This is a genomic window from Ruminiclostridium herbifermentans (genome assembly GCF_005473905.2).
Taxonomy (GTDB): domain Bacteria; phylum Bacillota; class Clostridia; order Acetivibrionales; family DSM-1351; genus Ruminiclostridium; species Ruminiclostridium herbifermentans.
In genome coordinates, this window is record NZ_CP061336.1 from 3,337,944 (window position 1) to 3,356,105 (window position 18,162).

General features: G+C 33.3%; 16 protein-coding genes, 1 pseudogene and 1 other annotated feature. Of the genes and pseudogenes, 1 reads left to right on the forward strand and 16 read right to left on the reverse strand.

Annotation, left to right across the window (positions count from 1 at the left end; all coding sequences use genetic code 11):
• Positions 1 to 10 precede the first annotated feature (10 nt).
• The 16 genes and pseudogenes from EHE19_RS13520 to EHE19_RS13595 all read right to left on the reverse strand — a co-directional run bounded on the left by EHE19_RS13520 (position 11) and on the right by EHE19_RS13595 (position 14,812).
• Positions 11 to 256 carry a TIGR04540 family protein gene (locus tag EHE19_RS13520; protein WP_137698825.1) on the reverse strand — a complete coding sequence of 82 codons (246 nt, stop codon included), beginning with the start codon at positions 254 to 256 and terminating at the stop codon, positions 11 to 13.
• A gap of 261 nt (positions 257 to 517) precedes the next feature.
• On the reverse strand, positions 518 to 907 hold the full coding sequence (locus tag EHE19_RS13525) for a hypothetical protein (RefSeq protein ID WP_137698826.1): 390 nt from the start codon (positions 905 to 907) through the stop codon (positions 518 to 520).
• A gap of 575 nt (positions 908 to 1,482) precedes the next feature.
• On the reverse strand, positions 1,483 to 2,028 hold the full coding sequence (locus tag EHE19_RS13530; protein WP_137698827.1) for a hypothetical protein: 546 nt from the start codon (positions 2,026 to 2,028) through the stop codon (positions 1,483 to 1,485).
• A 12-nt stretch (positions 2,029 to 2,040) separates the two neighbouring features.
• On the reverse strand, positions 2,041 to 2,286 hold the full coding sequence (locus EHE19_RS13535; RefSeq protein WP_137698828.1) for a hypothetical protein: 246 nt from the start codon (positions 2,284 to 2,286) through the stop codon (positions 2,041 to 2,043).
• Positions 2,287 to 2,307: 21 nt separating this feature from the next.
• Positions 2,308 to 2,505 (reverse strand): hypothetical protein, encoded by a 198-nt coding sequence (locus EHE19_RS13540; RefSeq protein WP_137698829.1) that lies wholly within the window; start codon positions 2,503 to 2,505, stop codon positions 2,308 to 2,310.
• A gap of 553 nt (positions 2,506 to 3,058) precedes the next feature.
• Positions 3,059 to 3,860: pseudogene (locus EHE19_RS13550) on the reverse strand (tyrosine-type recombinase/integrase).
• A gap of 293 nt (positions 3,861 to 4,153) precedes the next feature.
• Positions 4,154 to 5,689: a glutamine-hydrolyzing GMP synthase gene (guaA, locus tag EHE19_RS13555; protein ID WP_137698831.1), complete on the reverse strand. Its 1,536-nt coding sequence runs from the start codon at positions 5,687 to 5,689 to the stop codon at positions 4,154 to 4,156.
• A gap of 373 nt (positions 5,690 to 6,062) precedes the next feature.
• Positions 6,063 to 7,013 carry a tRNA modification radical SAM protein MnmL/YtqA gene (mnmL, locus tag EHE19_RS13560; RefSeq protein WP_137698832.1) on the reverse strand — a complete coding sequence of 317 codons (951 nt, stop codon included), beginning with the start codon at positions 7,011 to 7,013 and terminating at the stop codon, positions 6,063 to 6,065.
• Positions 7,000 to 8,391: a nickel pincer cofactor biosynthesis protein LarC gene (gene larC, locus EHE19_RS13565; protein ID WP_137698833.1), complete on the reverse strand. Its 1,392-nt coding sequence runs from the start codon at positions 8,389 to 8,391 to the stop codon at positions 7,000 to 7,002. Before larC ends, mnmL begins: the two co-directional genes overlap by 14 nt.
• Positions 8,392 to 8,462: 71 nt before the next feature.
• Complete coding sequence (gene larB, locus EHE19_RS13570; protein WP_137698834.1) at positions 8,463 to 9,209, reverse strand: nickel pincer cofactor biosynthesis protein LarB; 747 nt, start codon at positions 9,207 to 9,209, stop codon at positions 8,463 to 8,465.
• Positions 9,210 to 9,395: 186 nt separating this feature from the next.
• Positions 9,396 to 10,512 (reverse strand): peptide chain release factor 2 gene (prfB, locus tag EHE19_RS13575; RefSeq protein WP_190530318.1). Its coding sequence is split into 2 segments (ribosomal slippage): positions 9,396 to 10,436 and positions 10,438 to 10,512, totalling 1,116 coding nucleotides; the frame shifts between segments, so codons are not numbered across the junction.
• A 303-nt stretch (positions 10,513 to 10,815) separates the two neighbouring features.
• Entirely contained in the window at positions 10,816 to 11,640 is an 825-nt protein-coding gene (locus tag EHE19_RS13580) for a Cof-type HAD-IIB family hydrolase (protein ID WP_137698835.1), read from the reverse strand.
• A gap of 204 nt (positions 11,641 to 11,844) precedes the next feature.
• Positions 11,845 to 13,014, reverse strand: a complete 1,170-nt coding sequence (locus EHE19_RS13585; RefSeq protein ID WP_137698836.1) for a pyridoxal phosphate-dependent aminotransferase — start codon at positions 13,012 to 13,014, stop codon at positions 11,845 to 11,847.
• Positions 13,011 to 13,490 (reverse strand): Lrp/AsnC family transcriptional regulator, encoded by a 480-nt coding sequence (locus tag EHE19_RS13590; protein WP_137698837.1) that lies wholly within the window; start codon positions 13,488 to 13,490, stop codon positions 13,011 to 13,013. Before EHE19_RS13590 ends, EHE19_RS13585 begins: the two co-directional genes overlap by 4 nt.
• Before the next feature lie 77 nt (positions 13,491 to 13,567).
• Positions 13,568 to 13,898, reverse strand: a binding site (T-box leader).
• Positions 13,899 to 14,259: 361 nt separating this feature from the next.
• The gene (locus EHE19_RS19990) at positions 14,260 to 14,391 is read right to left on the reverse strand and encodes a hypothetical protein (protein ID WP_280513950.1); all 132 of its coding nucleotides are present in this window, start codon (positions 14,389 to 14,391) and stop codon (positions 14,260 to 14,262) included.
• On the reverse strand, positions 14,381 to 14,812 hold the full coding sequence (locus EHE19_RS13595; protein ID WP_137698838.1) for a DivIVA domain-containing protein: 432 nt from the start codon (positions 14,810 to 14,812) through the stop codon (positions 14,381 to 14,383). The genes EHE19_RS19990 and EHE19_RS13595 overlap by 11 nt, the downstream gene beginning before the upstream one ends.
• Positions 14,813 to 16,226: 1,414 nt before the next feature.
• Between EHE19_RS13595 and EHE19_RS13600 the strand changes: the two genes are divergently transcribed.
• A complete protein-coding gene (locus tag EHE19_RS13600; protein WP_171003635.1) occupies positions 16,227 to 18,044 on the forward strand; it encodes a Kelch repeat-containing protein in 1,818 nt (605 codons plus the stop codon).
• The last annotated feature ends 118 nt before the right edge of the window (positions 18,045 to 18,162 follow it).

Below are 18,162 nucleotides of genomic sequence, written 5' to 3' on the forward strand. Positions count from 1 at the left end.
CCTCCAATCTTCAATCTTTTCTATCTAAAATTTTCGACACAACCTCAAGTCGCTTTTTTCCGCATTGTTGACGAAGTACAGTTGTAAATTCTCCAGATGTATTGGTAAATACTTTGGTTTCATTGTTTTCTACTATTCTTTTAATACTATCAATCATTTCATTTTCAAGAATTTCACTACACCAATACTTATCAATTACTCTTGACAAAGCTTCTGCAAGCTCACGCTGGTTTTTATAAAAACTTTTGATTTCCATTTAGTCACCTGCTTACCTTTTATCATTTTTATATTGTTTTCTTATTATATCATTATCATTTTTATACTACAACATTAAATGTAATTTTTTGTAAGTCTTTAATTACGACCCACTCCACTGTTTATCATGCTTGTGAGTAAAAATAGACTTTACATCCCATCATTGCTAATATGAAGACATAAAATAATATCACATTACAAAGGAGCGATATATATTGCCTTATATGTATGCTACAATTCGTGATTTTCGATCGTTGATCGTTTACCAAAGGGCCAAAGAAATGGCTAATGATATATGCGAACTATCGAAAAAATTCCCACCGTCAGAGAGACCTGCTATAACTTTTAAGCGGTTCAGGTTGTTTAATACGCTCTCAGCATATTCCATTGTAGGATATCTGAAAATACTGTTGATTTCAGTGCTGAAGCTTGTGTACCACCATTTCAGTTGTTTATCATCGTCAGCTAGTATAAATATACTGTTACTATCAACAAATCTACCAAACTGATTTTTAATTACATAACATTTTTTCTCTGGAACTAACATTGATTTAACTTTAATATGATGAGACATTTTTGCTCTGTAGTTGTCACTCTCTAGCTTTAACAAAGCTAATTCAGCCCTTTCCTGACTATTATAGCTACGTTCCATTTTAGGATAACAGGAATATGTATACTCGTATTTGCTTATGCGTTTTATGCTATCTGCATGTACATGTTGGTTATTTTCGTCAACAATAAAAAGTCTGATTGAGTATCCTAAGTTCCCATAACTCTATATTTGCTTTCACGTAAATTATATTGGGTTTTTACTGTACTTAGATATCCATCGGTACAATTTAAAAATGGAATCATATGTAATCTATCCATATTTACTTTTGGATTCTTACCAGAAGTTGACCCAAGCCGTAATAAATCATTCCATCAAAATGCAGTACTCCAACCTGCAATAAATGCTCTTTACCCTTTATATCCATTATCAATTTCATTGCACAACCAAAATTTTCTATTGTATGTACTGATGAACAATATGATAAATGGGTTGCAAGTAAACAAATACTCAATTTAGATAATCAAAGTAAGATTGTTGTAATAAATAAGGTTAAGAAGGATAAATTGTAAACTTCTATCAAGGGCGGTTACTATCTCAGCACATTGTTAGGTACTAACCGCTTGCTAAACAAAAAACGCCCTCCGTTTCTGGAAGGCGTATAGTATAGGACTATATCAACTAATTTTTTCACTTTGTTCTTTTCTGAATAGTTCATCAATATTATTTACTCTTACTTTTATTGTATTATCAATATTATTAATCTTATCTGCTCTTGCAGTACCATAAACATCAAAATCCCAATGTCCTTTAATAAGTCTTATTTTAACGCTTTGTCCTTTATATTTATCTGGTCTATTTATGTCAATGCATTGATATATAACATTATGTGGTATAACAGCAATCTTACTTTTATTAAGTGCATGTCTTCCACAAACAAAGACAAAATATAAATTTCTACTATTTGTTTTAAGTGTTTTTATTTCATCAATTTGACTTTTCGTAAATGGAAAGTTCCATATGCTACTACCCCTTGAATCACTCTCACTGGAAGGACTTTCACTACATTTTACATATACTCTAAAATCTCCTTTGTCTGTTGTAAAATCATATATTTTTCTATTTATATCAACTCGTTCATCGAAGAGAGCAGGAACAATTCCATTATTTAATAAATATGATAAAAAAGCTCCACAATAAAAATCTTCTCTTGTAATATTCATTATCAGTTACCCCTAAAGTTTTATACAACCCATACTTTTCTCTAACTCTTCTTTACGAGAATCTTCTCCATACTCTATCTTATAAAGTAAATCTGAAATCATTTCTTTTAATTGACCAATATGTGTTGAAAGATAGCCATCCATTTGTGCATTTGTCAAGTCATAAACCCTACCATTTTCTAACTGTTGAAGTTTATTATTGATGTTTTGAATTTCAATAGAAAACCTTTTTGAAATGTCAATCTTTTTCTCACACATAGTAATTCCTCCAAATAAAAATTAAGCTTTTCCCGCTTCCCACTTTTTACCACACTTTAAACAAGTTATCATTACTTTTTTACTTCCCAACATTCCACCTAATAAACCAACGGAACCAAGCAATAATCCCCCTGCTGCTGCTTTACCTAATCCAAATCCTTTATTTCCAGCTGCTATTTGTGTTGATCCGCATTTAGGACATTTAATTTCATCAGCCATTTCAATATACCTCCTACATTAACATTTTCTTTTATTTTACAACCAATGTATGGAAATATCAATAATAAATGTAAAAAATAGAAGGAAAGTTGTCAGATGTTGAGTCCTTATAACTAAGTAATAGGTTCTCGCTTACGAAAGCGTAAACTACATTAGTTTTCCCCTTTAAAGGGGAGCAGAAATCAAACTCAATCACATTGGAAGGACTGAGTTTAGAAGTGAATTTAACACCTTTCTAAATTTCCATATAAATTAATCAAATACAGACTATCTGAACCTCAAATTAGAGTTTCAGGTATAAGGGGTATAGGGTATATTATTTGAACGGTTTAAAGTGTGTTTTAGGGTTGATTATAAGAGAAAAAAGAACCTTTTCGATTTTATCGGCAAGGCTCTTAATTGGATACGGTTATTTGGCTCTTTGTTACTTTTTAAACATATTCTTCTTCGTTTGACTCTTTGGTGCAATCTCGTCAATTATAATTGCTATATCCTTAGTATTAGCATTATAGTACGTATTTAACTCCTTGAGTGTACTATGTCCTGTGAGTTTTTAAAGTAGGAGAGCATTTGTATTATTATTTACAGCATTAGTTATAAATGTGTGCCTATATTTGTGAATTCCTGTCTGTAGCACTCCCCTAGACCTATTATATTTTTTTAATTCCTTATTGATTGTACTAGTGCTTAACCTATTGTTATATACTGTACAAAACAAATACTCATCAGGGTTGTCAAATTTTCTGATACTTAAATATTCTTCAAGTACTTCATATAGTGAACTAGATACTGGAATATACCTTTTTGTTTTTTGTATGATTTAAAGCTATTACTCTGTTGACCATATCAACATTCATAACCTTGAGATTAATTAATTCTGTACGCCTAATAGCTGTACTGGCAAATACCCAAACTATACACCAATTGCGTATTGATACAAAATCCTTCTGTTTAGGTGGTTTTAACAATAGATTCATTTCTTGTTCAGTATAGATATCCTTGAATGTCTTTTGAACTTTTAATTCAATTATTTCGACTTTTGGTAAATACCCTTTACTATGTCCATAATTAAAAATAGGAGACAATTTTCGAATATATGAGTTAATTGTAGTATCTTTAAAACCGTTCTTTTTTAAGTAAAGAATATACATGTTAACAGTGACTGAATTAATAGGACTATCTCCATTAAACTCGTTAAAATACTTTAATGCATATTTGTATCCCTTAATCGTAATTTCAGATGTACCTCGTATAGTACATAAATTATAGTATTTTTCAGCTACTTCACCCAAACTTTTTTCTTTACTTTTTTGTGTCCGAAATGCTTGTTTACCATATGTTTTCCCCTTTAGCATAATTACTCTTCCCTTCCTTATTATTTTTGACGTGTCTACATCATACACACGTTAAAAACCATCAAAAAATGGTAAAAAAAGTGTGTACAATATACTATTTTTATAGCAACATCATACACACTTTTATTATTTATTTTATTTAAATTAAATACTCAGACCCTTTATTACAGCGTTTCGGCATCACTATTGTACCTGGCTTGCTGCATAGTCGCCCTGCTCACCTACGTTCCCATTGCTCCTTGCGCTGCGCAATAAACGCCTCGCTTCTTCTGCCTTTGTGCAGCGCTTGGCGTTTACTCCCACTCAATAGTTGAAGGTGGCTTACTGGTGATATCATACACTACTCTGTTTATGTTTTTGCACTCGTTGACAATGCGGTTTGAGATTTTTTCCAGCAAGTCATATGGAATTCTCGCCCAGTCAGCTGTCATGAAGTCAGTTGTTGTTACTGCGCGAAGTGCTAATGTATAGTCATAAGTTCTTTCATCGCCCATAACACCAACGCTCCTCATGTTTGTAAGTACTGTGAAGTATTGATTTATGTCTCTTGATATACCTGCTGCCTTTATTTCCTCACGGAAGATGTAGTCTGTATCTCTAAGTAAATCAAGCTTTTCCTTTGTCAAATCGCCAATAACTCTGATAGCAAGTCCTGGACCTGGGAATGGCTGTCTCCAAACTAAATCCTCTGGTATTCCAAGCTCTTCTCCAGCTTTTCTTACTTCATCCTTAAATAGATTTCTTAATGGCTCAATAATTTCCTTAAAATCAACATAGTCAGGAAGTCCGCCTACATTGTGATGGCTCTTTATTACAGCTGCATCACCGTGTCCGCTTTCTATAACATCAGGATAAATTGTTCCCTGAACTAAGAAGTCCACAGTTCCAATTTTCTTTGCTTCTTCCTCGAAAACTCTTATAAATTCTTCACCAATAATCTTTCTCTTTCTTTCTGGATCAGATACTCCAGCAAGCTTTGCTAAAAATCTATCTTCGCAATTTACACGAATCAAATTAATATCAAACTGCTTTCTGAATATATTTTCAACCTCGTCGCCTTCATTCTTTCTTAAAAGACCATGGTCAACAAATATACATGTAAGCTGCTTTCCTACTGCCTTGCTTATAAGTACAGCTGCTACAGATGAATCAACACCGCCTGATAATGCACAAAGTACCTTTTTGTCTCCAACCTTTTCCTTTATTGCCTTAATAGAATTCTCAACAAATGCAGACATCTTCCAGTCACCCTTGCAGCCACAAATGCTGTACAGGAAGTTTCGTAGCATTTCCTTTCCCTTTGGTGTATGCATAACTTCAGGGTGGAATTGAACTGCATAAAATTTCTTTTCTTCATTCTGCATTGCTGCTGTTGGACAGTTTGCTGAAGTTGCAGTAACCTTAAAGCCCTCTGGTGCATTATCAACATAATATGTGTGGCTCATCCAGCAAGTAGTATTTTCATCAACATCCTTGAAGAATGGCTGTGATTTATCGACATTAATATCAACTTTACCATATTCTCTCTGGGTTGCTGCTGCAACACTTCCGCCAAGCATAACACTCATTAATTGCATACCATAGCAAATTCCAAGTACAGGAACTCCTAATTCAAAAACACCTGGGTCACATTTTGGTGCACCCTCATCTAATACAGAAGCAGGCCCACCGGTAAAAATAATTCCTTTAGGATTGTATGACTTTATACGTTCTATTGAAGCACTGTATGGAATAACCTCACAGTAAACGTTTGCTTCTCTGACACGGCGAGCAATCAATTGATTATATTGACCGCCGAAATCAATTACCAAAACCATTTCATTGTTCAACTTTCACAGCTCCTCTTTGTAAATATTAATTTTATTATAATTGTAAAATAAAAGAATATGTACACTCTTTTACATAAAACAACATTTGAATAAGTCTTCAATATATTATAACGAATTTTATTAATTGTGCATAGCATAAAGATGTGTTTTTTTATTAATCTACTTACCCACACACCCACACAAAAACTATCTGCGCTGAAACTTTACAAAAACAAAAGAAGCTACTCAGTTACGAGAACTTTTTAAGAAAATTGAAAAATTCATATATAACAAAGAAGAGTATAAAAAATTGCCTCAACCCAAAATTGGCTACGCTTAAATACAGTTGACATCGGCTTTTAAAAATATCTCTTCCCCACAAAGTTTTTAAGATTTATTTAGTGGAATACCCACCCATTCCCCTCTCACCATTCAAATAATTAAAGCGCTTTCCCTGAAAACTCCCAATCTCAGTCATTTTCATTTCAATTGCATCTTGAATTTTCCACCAGCTAGTACTCCAGTTACAAAAAACCGTTCTATCAGCTGGAGCTCGTCCAATTAATCTTTGAATAACAATATCAGGATTGAGATGCTCCAAAAAGGCTATTGTTCTATCAACAAATTCATCCATAGTTATAGGCAAAGCTTCTCCTCGCAAATACTGTTTTTCAAGTTCTGTGTCCTTCAATATAAATAGGGAATGGCACTTAACCTGCGAAACACCAAGGGCAGAGAGAATTTTAGCACCTTCAACTACATCGTCTATATTTTCCATTGGCAAATCAGTTATGTAATGGGCGCACACCTCAAGCTGATATTTCTTTATTCTAGTCACCGCATCAATAAATTCAGCCAAAGTATGCCCTCTATTAAGCTTTTTTAAGGTATGATAGTTAACGGTCTGCAAACCAAGTTCAATAACAATATCTATAACCTTCTCACCTTTAAGCTTTGCCAAAAATTCCATATACCTGTCAGAAATACAATCAGGTCTGGTAGAAATATAAATAGCTACAATGTCATCAGCGCAAGCTTCTTCGATATTTTTAACAAACAATTCAAATGGTAAATATGTATTTGAATAATTTTGAAAATAAGCGATAAACTTTTGGCTTGAATAATTCTTTCCTATATATTTGGCGTTTTGCTTAAGCTGCTCTGAAACAGACATTTCACAAGAAAGGTTTTCAAAGCCTGCACCCTCTTCACCGCAAAAAATACAGCCAGCTTTGCTGATATTCCCATCTCTGTTTGGGCAAGTTACAGGAAGATTTAATGGAAGCTTGTATACCTTTGTACCATATTTATTTCGTAAATAATCAGAAAATTTATTGTATAGCAACACAATTACCTTCTCGTTTATATTTTTCGCTTACCAACTCATACACCTTGTTAATAGGCATACCAGTTTTCATTGCAATATTTTTACAATCCTCATACTCTGGAGCAAATTTCATTATATCATCACTGCTTGCCACCTTAACCCTAACAGCACCATATTGGGTATCTACTTTAACCAATTCCCTGTTCATACAATATCTCTGAGAATGGCTGATTCTAACACCCAATGTAGATGTCTCTTTAAAAATGATATCAGTGAACTTCTTCTCGTCACCACATTTAGCTAATACAGTAAGCACTACTGAAGGTCGGCTTTTTTTCATGTAAATAGGTGTATAATATACGTCTAACGCTCCGCTGTCAAAAAGTTTTTCCATTGTATAACCTAATATTTCAGGCGACATGTTATCTATATTGGTTTCAAGAATTGATATTTCATCATTAGGAATAGAATCATGCTCATAAAGCGTTCCAACCACTGCTCTTAATGCATTAAAACGACCAGTATCACGCTTTCCCATGCCATATCCTGTACGTTCTATTGATAATGGAGGCATTTTCCCAAAGCTTGAGCAGGTAACCTTCAAAATAGCCATTCCTGTTGGAGTTACCATCTCGCAGGGTACATCTTCAGTAACTAGTGGAATATTACTTTCACAAAGCATTTCCATAACAGCTGGTACTGGTACAGGCATCAGCCCATGGGCACATTTTACAAAACCTTTTCCATCATGAAGTTCTGAAGCATAGATTCTTTCCACACCAAGCATATCAATACATATGCAAGCGCCTATAATATCAACAATAGAATCTACTGCACCAACCTCATGAAAGTGTATTTCATTAATTCCCTTGCCATGAACCTTTGCCTCTGCTCTTGCTAGTTCTCTAAAAATCTTTGTGCTCATAGCTTTAACTCTAGGCTTCAAATCACTCATATTTATAATATTTTCAATATCCGCAAGGTTTCTCTCAGGCTGTGAGTGAGAGTGGTGAGAATGAGAGTGAGTTTGTCCGGAGCACTTCTCTATATGTGAGTGTGAATGAGTTTTTTCATGATGACAACCGTTGCTATTTTCATTATTATTTATAAACTGGTTTTCATATACCTTCTCATAGTCAATAAATTCTATAGCCTTATGATCTTCATTTTCATGACAATGCATATGACCTGATTCCTCATCATCGAGTATTACTACTACATCAGTACCAGAAATCCCATTTTTGACAACCTTCCTGATTTCTATTGAATATCCAGTTAGATTTAGTTTCTTAAGTTCATTAAGAAAAACGTCTTGCTCTAAGCCCAAATCAAGCAACGCACCTAAAGTCATATCACCACTAATTCCAGAAAAGCAGTCAAAATATAATACTCTCATTACATCCTCCATTTAAACAGTTGTTTCCATTAATCCTATTTCTATTTAAAGCTTCTATTTAAATTTTCTATTTAAAGCTTGTTTATATTACTCGCCAAATATCCTGCCCCAAAACCGTTGTCAATATTCACTACCCCAATTCCACTAGCGCAGCTATTTAGCATTGTCAAAAGTGCCGCCAAGCCGCCAAAGCTTGCTCCATAACCAACGCTTGTAGGAACTGCAATTACCGGCTTATCCACTAATCCACCAACAACACTTGCTAGTGCACCTTCCATACCAGCAACTACAATTATTACATTTGCCTCAGAAATAATATCCATTTTTGATAATAGTCTATGAATTCCAGCAACTCCTACATCATATATTCTAGTAACTCTATTGCCTAGCACCTCAGCCGTTACAGCTGCTTCCTCAGCCACAGGAATGTCAGAAGTTCCTGCAGTAATAACTGCAATTTGCTTCTCTGTAATAATAATTTCTTTTCTTTTGACAACAACAATCCTTGCATCCCGATGATATTCTGCATCAGAAGTCAATTGACATATTGCATCATATACCTCCTGAGAAGCCCTTGTAGCTAGTATATTATTGTTCTTCTGCATTAGCCTCTTAACAATTTCTACAACCTGACTACTTGTTTTACCTTCACAATAAATAACCTCTGGATATCCATTTCTAATGGTTCTGTGATGATCAACCTTAGCAAAGCCCAAATCCTCATAAGGCAGAGCCTTTATCTCCTTGTATGCCTGTTCTACCTCAACAGAGCCATTTTTCACATCCTCAAGCAGCTTCTTTAGCTCCTTTGAATTCATACTAACCTCCACGCCAACTAAAGTACTGAATTAATAGTTCAGTGCTCGTGGCGGTACGCAATTAATTTGGTAAATTCTCTATCATACTTTCAAAAATTCTTTTTGTTTTGGAAACTAGAAAATGCTCCATGTAGGCAGAAATTTTACTTCTATTTCTAGCCGCTAACCTCCACGCCAACCATAGCACTATGCCTTACCTTCTTTTTTGTCCATTGAAAGATACGCATTTATAAAGCCATCGAGGTCTCCGTCCATAACTGCATCAACATTTCCATTTTCATAATTAGTACGATGGTCTTTTACTAGTGTATATGGACAAAAAACGTAAGAGCGTATTTGGCTTCCCCAAGCAATATCCATTTGAACGCCCTTTAAATCCTCAATTTTTTCCTTCTGCTCTCGTTCCTTTATATCAAAAAGCTTTGCTTTAAGCATTTTCATTGCAGTTTCTTTATTTTGAAATTGAGAGCGCTGTGTTTGACATGCAACAACAACACCTGTTGGAATATGAGTAAGTCTAACAGCAGAACTGGTTTTATTAATATGCTGTCCTCCAGCTCCACTAGCTCTATAAACATCCATTTTAATATCTTCAGGATTAATATCAATTTCAATTGATTCATCAATTTCTGGCATAACATCTAAAGATGCAAAGGAAGTATGTCTTCTTCCAGACGCATCAAAGGGAGAAATTCTAACTAATCGGTGAACTCCTTTTTCCGACTTCATATATCCATAAGCATTTTCGCCAATAATTTGTAATGTTACACTTTTTATTCCTGCTTCATCGCCATCAAGGTAATCTAAAATTTCAACCTGATAGCCTTTATTTTCTGCCCATCTCGTAAACATTCTGAGCAGCATCTGTACCCAATCCTGCGCTTCTGTTCCACCTGCTCCTGCATGAAGTGTTAAAATAGCGTTATTTTTGTCATATGGGCCGGTAAGAAGAGTTTCTAATCTAAGTGTTTCAAGACGCTTTTTTACTTTTTGGAGCCCTTCTCCAACTTCAGGAATAATACTCTCATCCTGCTCCTCTAAACCCATGTCAGATAATGTAAGCAAATCCTCCCAAAGAGAACTTATTTCTTCAAAATTATCAATTTTTGATTTCAAGGTTTTTATTCTCTGTAATATCTTCTGAGATTTTTCCATGTCATTCCAAAAATCTGGCTCAGAAGCTTTATGCTCTAACTCCACTATCTCATCGTTTAATCTAGCGATGTCAAAGTGAAGCCCTCATTTCATCTAAATTGCTTTTCAGACCCAGTAGTTCTAGTCTGTATTGTTCTAACTCAAGCACATAATCATCCCTTTCAAATATTTATTTTATTATTAATGCCTAAATTCAAAATGAAATTCTTATTCTTAATGTTTTCTTTTATTTATTTCTTTCAGTTATTTCTTTCAATTATAGAATAATTTACAGAATAAATTTCACTAGAATCAGCAGCCTTTATGGAGACGAGAAATTATCTCACCGTCTGAAAACCAAATAAGTATTCACCACTAATAGAAGTAAGTAAATTATCTTGCCGCTTTATATTCCTATTATAGCTAACATTAAGTATTTTTTCATCCATTCAAAATTTATTTCATGCTAAATTTACTTATTTAAAATAAACCTTTCAATTGCCAAAGCTACACCATCATCATTATTAGAAGCTGTAACATACTGGGCTGCTTCCTTGGCAAAATCTTCACCATTTTCCATTGCAACACTCAAGCCTGCATATTTGAACATTGATATATCGTTCTCATTGTCACCTATAGCAATCATTTCAGAAGGCGGAATATTCAAATACTCTGACAACCTCTTTAAAGCATCACCTTTATTAACACCTTTTTGCAACACCTCAAAATTGTCATAGTTTGAGCTCATAACATCAACATCTTTTAATTGCTCTATTTCATATCTGGCTATTTTAAGCAGTTCTCTATTATCAGAAACTGCCACAAATTTAAGCACCTTTCCAGATATACTTTTAAGCTTGGCGGCCATATCCTTGACTACCTCAATATCAACTCTGTCTTCTTCTGGCAGTGTTTTATTTTTTTCAAAATATTTAAGAGAGGTAAAAGCCAACTTTTCAGTATACATTGTATCACCAGCATAAACATGAAAATACAAATCATGCTTATGAAATATATCATTTATCCTTAGACAAGCTTCAGTATGTAAATAATTTGAGTAAATAATTCTTCCATCTATTTTTTCAGTAATAACGGCTCCATTGCATGCAATTATTGGATCCTTTGAGCCAATCTGTTTTGCATATAGCCTTGCACCAGAGTAAACTCTTCCTGAACAAATTACAATCTTTACTCCCTTCTCAATAGCTGAAGCAATTGCTTTTTTATTCCTGGCAGAAATCTCTTTTGTTGAGTCCAGCAATGTTCCATCTAAATCTATTGCCACTAATTTGTACATTTATTCCTCCAAACATGCCTAAATGCAAATAATAATTAACACTATATAAATATATCTTGATGAACTTTTTACATGTTAACAACAAACATAAATATTTATACCTGCAAGCTTCTTTCTTCCTCAATAGTTGTTGTAAGAAGCCGCCGGGGAAATACAATCACAAACACAACAGAACACACTAGTTGATGTTAAATGGTTCTTTGCTTATCTTTTAGCCAAACTATCTGAAAAAGCTTTAATTCTCCGCATAGCTTCATTTATGTTTTCCATTGATGCAGCGTAACATGCACGTACATATCCTTCTCCACATTTTCCAAATGCAGTTCCAGGTACAACAAGCACTTTATACTCAACAAGAAGTCTCTCGCAAAATTCCTCAGAACTTAGTCCAGAACTTTTTATACATGGGAAAACATAAAAAGCTCCTTTGGGTTCAAAGCATGAAAAACCAGCTTTTCTAAAGCCATCTATTGTAACCCTTCTTCTTCTGTTATATTCTTTCCCCATCATCTTTACATCTTCGTCACTATTCCTTAATGCTTCTATAGCAGCATCCTGTGCCACAGTTGGAGCACACATTATTGCATACTGATGAATTTTTTTCATCTCATTTATAACATCTTTATGCCCACATGCATAGCCCAAACGCCATCCTGTCATTGCATAGGATTTTGAAAATCCATTAATAACAATAGTACGGTCTCTCATCTCAGGAAAGCTTGCAATAGATGTGTGCTGACCTTCGTATGTCAGTTCACAATAAATCTCATCTGATATAACAACAATGTTTTTATCTCTCAGAACCTTGACAAGCTCATAAAGTTCATCCTTAGTCATTATTGCGCCTGTAGGATTATTAGGAAACGGAATTATTAGCACCTTTGTTTTATCGGTAATTGCCGCCTCCAACTCACCTGCAGTAAGTTTAAAGTTATTTTCTTCTTTTAGTGAAATGGTAACTGGGGTTGCCCCTGTAAATTGTGTACAGCCTTGGTATGCTACGAAACTTGGCTCTGGTATAATAACCTCATCTCCTGGCCCAACGAGAGCCCTTAAAGCAGCATCTATTCCTTCACTTCCACCTACTGTAACTAAAATTTCATCAACAGGATTGTAATCAAGTGAAAACTTCTTCAAGTACTTGCTTATTTCTTCTCTAAGTTCAATAAAGCCTGCATTTGAGGAATAATTTGTATGCCCATTTTCTAATGAATATATACCTGCTTCTCTAATATTCCATGGCGTAATGAAATCAGGCTCTCCAACACCTAATGAAATAGCATCCTTCATTTCATTAATCAAATCAAAATATTTTCTTATACCAGATGGAGGCACATTTTTAATTCTATCTAATATCATATCCTTCATTATCATATAAATATCGGCTCCCTTCTGTCCGTTGGTTTCTCTTCAAAAATAATACCTTTATCTTTGAATTTTTTCAGTACAAAATGTGTTGATGTGCTGAGAACTGATTCTAATGGTGCCAACTTTTCAGAAACAAACAAAGCCACCTCTTTCATTGTTTTCCCCTCAATGATAACAGTCAAATCAAAGCCTCCAGACATCAAATAACATGCTGTAACTTCGGGATATTTGTAGATTCTGTCTGCAATCTTATCAAAGCCCAGACCTCTCTGTGGTGTAACCTTTACTTCAATAAGAGCAGTAACCTTTTCCCTTTCTGTTTTGTCCCAATTTATTAAAGTACTGTAACCAACAATAACATTTTCTGCTTCGTATTTTTTTATAGCAGCCTCTATCTCTTCTACAGGCTTTCCTAGCATTACTGCAATCTCAGCAGCAGTCGTCTTACTATTTTTTTCTAATATTTCTAAAATCTCATCCATTATCCATCTCTCCCTTTCTGCTTAATCACAAAATTAATAGCATAAAAAATTATAACAAAAAAACCTTAGTCCTCCTAAACAGGGACGAAGGTTTCCGCGGTACCACCCTAATTAATGCATATGCATTCTCTCAACAATAATGCGACATTAAATAATGCTTACATTACTCGCCTGTAACGTGGCGTGACGTTTTTCTCTACTAAGGAATTTTTTTGGGAATTATTTATTCGGAATTGACTACCCGAATTTAAATATCCGAATTTGATTATCCGTTCGAAAAAACTGCTCCTAGGCTGCATTCAATAAAAATCAGTATCGGCTTTCCACCAAGAGCAACATCCACAAAAACTCTTTAACCGACTCTCTAAAACTGATTACTTATTTACTCTTCCTATTCACTGCATTTACCAATGTAATATGTCTTACAATGAACTATAATGTAAAACTGATACATTAACTATCAATATATAATATTATTTTGAATCAAATTGATTACAAAAATTACAAAACTATTATGTAAATTATAAATTAGTTTGCTTAATTATTCAAGTATTATTCTTCTTTCAAATGTATTTATTGTTATTCTTTATTATATTCCTTTCGTAGCTTTCAGACTAATAATAATTTAACTTAGTCGATGGGGATTTCAACCTTATTAATGTTTTTTCCATAATATTTATAAAATGTTATTTTGCAGTAAACAAACATGATATATGGCTAACACCACAATCAATGAAATAGGTTTAATTGTGGTGCAATAAAGGTGCCGTTAAAGGTCGTAAGTGGATTGGTGATGCCAATTCCATGCAGCACTGCTCCAAATATATGTTTTCAATGTAGCCTCTTCTGCAACAATTTCGAGCCTGCTGATATTGTTCCCCATATCTCTTTTATTCTTCAATAATATTTGAAAGCTCACCCTCATATTTTTTTAGCTTGTCCACAACCTCATATTTTAATCCCTTAAGTTCCTGTTTAATATCCACCAGCTTTTCTTTTTCCTCTTCCACCTGCTGTTCAAGCCTTTTCTTTTCATCAATTGCTTGTCGTCTAGCTTCATCTATTATAGCTTCTGCCTTCTCCTGAGCTGTAATTATAGCATCTGCTATCTTCTTTCTGTCTTCCTGCAATTGATTGATATTTGCATTAAGTTCATCATATTTACTCTTTATATCTCGGTACTGTGCCTTGATATCAGCAATTTCTTTCTCTTTATGTCTTATCTTTTCCTCATATTCTCTGTTCATCTTTTCTAAATAAGAATTAACGTCTCTCTTCTTAAATCCGAAAAGAGATGTGGAAAATATCTTCTCACCTGCCATATTAACCTCCTACGCCCCATTTAGTCTAAAAATTTATTAAACACCTCAGTAGAAAATCTCTGCTTTTTGATGTACAACATTTTCAGCACATTCAAAATACATCATTAAGCCATTTGTCTCTTATACTCTTTATATGTCCATATGTCCTACATCAGAATACATCGTTTAGCCATTTGTGATTTCAGTTCTCAGAAATACACCTTTTTCACAAAATATTTCTCGAAAATCAAATCAAAGAGAATAACAAATGTACGAAATATAAACCTCTCATTTTGAAAGCTTACCTCCACTTTCACCTCTTTAGTAAAAGTATATTTAATATAAGCTGCTGCTAATTTCTTTCTGCTATATCCTATTCATAAGTTTTACTACAAATCACACTATAGGAATGCTTATTGAACAGAAAGTGTATTTTACTGCTGCATTCAACATTTTGCTAATTGCAAGCCACACACTATCAGTTTATATAGTTGGCATATCATATGTTCTGCATCACTCTTTATACAAGAAACTGCAATCAAAAATCTGAAATCTAAAATGCCAAATTTAACAATCATTTAGAAGAATTTATTGAAATAACGCTTTTCTAGTTTATTATATTATATCACTCTTAATTACATTTTTGTATAATATTATCATTATTAACAATTAATTAAATCTTTTATATTTATACTAATATCTCATAAGATAGTTTAGGATCAAACCTTAATAATTATCAGCTGAAGGACAAAATATCCGCAAATAAAAATTTTATTATATACTTATACGTACAGAACATTACTCACCGGAGAGTTAATTGAGTTACTCACCTTCTCTAAATCCACATTGTTTGCTTTGCTGCACCCATTTAAAATAAAAATGAAAAATAAAATAATACAAAATAATTTTCTCGTTGCTTTCACGCTTTAACAACCTTCCATAATTTACAATATTTTCAATTATATAACATAGATTATTATATCTTGATTACATAAACTAATCAATTATATCCATAAACCAGCAACATAAAGTATCATTTATAATGCTAATGACAGAGATAAAATGCAGAAATATTTTATATATAGCGGCAGCAAAATAACTTTTTATACGCTTCAAATTAATACTTGGAGTAAATAAATATAAACTGGACAGAAGAATATTTTAATCCATGAATATAGCAAATTATTTATATTGTATTTCCTTTTTACATATTGTAATATGTAATATATAAATCTTTAATCATAAAAGGAGCTTTCTTGAAAACACATCTTTGGGGTAGTTTTATCTAGATTAATCTTTATTATTATCCTTAAAATCACTCCTAAATATCATTCTAATCAATTATTGAATAAAAACTATATAAATATTGTTATAAATTTGCAGCTATTGTATAATATGTAATAAATACATTTTTTAAGCAAAGGAGAAAATGCGAATGAAAAAACTAATTTGTTTTATTGTAACTGCCTTATTATTATTTTCAAGCTTATCCTTGCCATATTCGGTGGTAAATGCTGAAACTACCGGAGAAGAAACAATCACATGGCAGAAGTACACCCATTACCTCTTAGATCAGGCATATTCCGGTACATATTTAAACGGTGCACTTTCCAACGATCATATAATAATTGACGGAAATAAAATGACCTTTTATGGTTACGGTAAACCACAATATGTAGATTATTTGTTTATGGCATATGATAAAAGCAATAAAAAAACTTTCTCTTTTAATCTTAGCGAAAATGGAATCAATTATCACAGCATGTATGGAGGCGGATATTTGTTTAATGGAAAAATAGAAAACAATATTCTGACATCATATATGATATTATACGAAGAAGGCGGTATAGGATTATATAAAGTTGGTCCTGTAAATGTTACTAGCCTTAATAACGGTACACATACTATGAGTAGAATTGCTTCATTTACAAAAGTAGGTAAAGATCACAACATTATAATAGAAGTTAATTCAAATACACTTAATTTGTGGGATAATGGTGTACAAAGAATAACTGACTATCAACTAAAAGAAGTTATAGGCAATGGTTTTGGACCAATAGCTGTTTATAAAAGCCATGACTGCAGTATTTTATCATACTTTACTTTTAGTGATTTTAAAATGGAAATAGAAGGAGAAGTAGTTGTTATTATTCCTATTCCTGAATTTACTAATGTAGAAGCAAATATCCCATACCAAATCGATCTATCATGGTCAGATATTGATGAAGCAACAAGCTATGATCTAGAAATTGACGACAAAGTTGTTAATGTTGGTAAAGTAACAGATTATTCACACCTCAATTTATTACCTGGTACTACCCATAAATATAGAGTTCGTGCCATCACTCCATTAGGAATAGGAGAATGGAGCGAAGAAGAATATGCTACTGTTTATAAAAATCCTAATGCATGGACTAAAATGAGTGACATGTTTATTCCTAAAACTAGTGCTGCTTCAGTGAATGTAAACAACAAAATCTATGTTTTAGGAGGAATAACTAAAGGTAATATAGCTACTAAATCCATAGAAATATATGATCCTCTTACTAACTCATGGACAAAATCAAATGATATGACTGGTGAACGACATGGAATGGCTGCCGCTTCAATTGGTGAAAAAATATATGTATTTGGAGGAAAGACTGGTACAAATGTTCTTGCTACTAGTGAAGTGTATGATACTAAAACAGGAACTTGGACTACTTTGCCTAACATGCCAACACCTAGATTTAACACAGCAGCCATTTCAGTAAATGGTAAAATATATGTAATTGGCGGTTATAATGGCAATAAGTATATAGATGCAGTAGAAGAATATGATCCTGCAACAAATCAATGGACTGTAAAACAAAAAATGCCTACTAAAAGAAGTATACATGAACTAGCAGCTATTGATAACACCATATATGTAATTGGTGGCTATAATGGCAACTACTTGAATATTGTAGAGGCTTATAATATCAGCGAAGATCTTTGGGTGCAAAAACAAAGCATGAACACTGCAAGACGCAGCCTTGGTGTTGAGGTTGTAGGTGGTATGATATATGCTGTTGGTGGAATTAACCAAAGTGGAGAACTTAAAAAATTAGAAGTTTATGATCCAACAACCGATACTTGGACAGATAAACTTGATATGCCTACTCCACGAGGCTATTTAACTTTTACATCTGCATATGATTTAATTTTCTCAATTGGTGGAACATTACAAGGAATCCCATCTTCAGCTGTAGAAATGTATGAAACACCATTTTAATAACTTTATATTAACCACACATAGAAAGTAAAGCCAATTCTATGTAGATTAAAAGAACCTGTTACTAGCAAAAGTCAAAAAGACACATACTAGTAACAGGTTCAAGCTATTTATTACC

Coding starts and splice junctions, on each gene's coding strand:
- EHE19_RS13520 (WP_137698825.1), bottom strand. CDS start 256: ATGGAAATCAAAAGTTTTTATAAAAACCAGCGTGAGCTTGCAGAAGCT.
- EHE19_RS13525 (WP_137698826.1), bottom strand. CDS start 907: ATGGAACGTAGCTATAATAGTCAGGAAAGGGCTGAATTAGCTTTGTTA.
- EHE19_RS13530 (WP_137698827.1), bottom strand. CDS start 2,028: ATGAATATTACAAGAGAAGATTTTTATTGTGGAGCTTTTTTATCATAT.
- EHE19_RS13535 (WP_137698828.1), bottom strand. CDS start 2,286: ATGTGTGAGAAAAAGATTGACATTTCAAAAAGGTTTTCTATTGAAATT.
- EHE19_RS13540 (WP_137698829.1), bottom strand. CDS start 2,505: ATGGCTGATGAAATTAAATGTCCTAAATGCGGATCAACACAAATAGCA.
- larC (WP_137698833.1), bottom strand. CDS start 8,391: ATGAGAGTATTATATTTTGACTGCTTTTCTGGAATTAGTGGTGATATG.
- larB (WP_137698834.1), bottom strand. CDS start 9,209: ATGAATTCAAAGGAGCTAAAGAAGCTGCTTGAGGATGTGAAAAATGGC.
- EHE19_RS13580 (WP_137698835.1), bottom strand. CDS start 11,640: ATGTACAAATTAGTGGCAATAGATTTAGATGGAACATTGCTGGACTCA.
- EHE19_RS13585 (WP_137698836.1), bottom strand. CDS start 13,014: ATGATAATGAAGGATATGATATTAGATAGAATTAAAAATGTGCCTCCA.
- EHE19_RS13590 (WP_137698837.1), bottom strand. CDS start 13,490: ATGGATGAGATTTTAGAAATATTAGAAAAAAATAGTAAGACGACTGCT.
- EHE19_RS13595 (WP_137698838.1), bottom strand. CDS start 14,812: ATGGCAGGTGAGAAGATATTTTCCACATCTCTTTTCGGATTTAAGAAG.
- EHE19_RS13600 (WP_171003635.1), top strand. CDS start 16,227: ATGAAAAAACTAATTTGTTTTATTGTAACTGCCTTATTATTATTTTCA.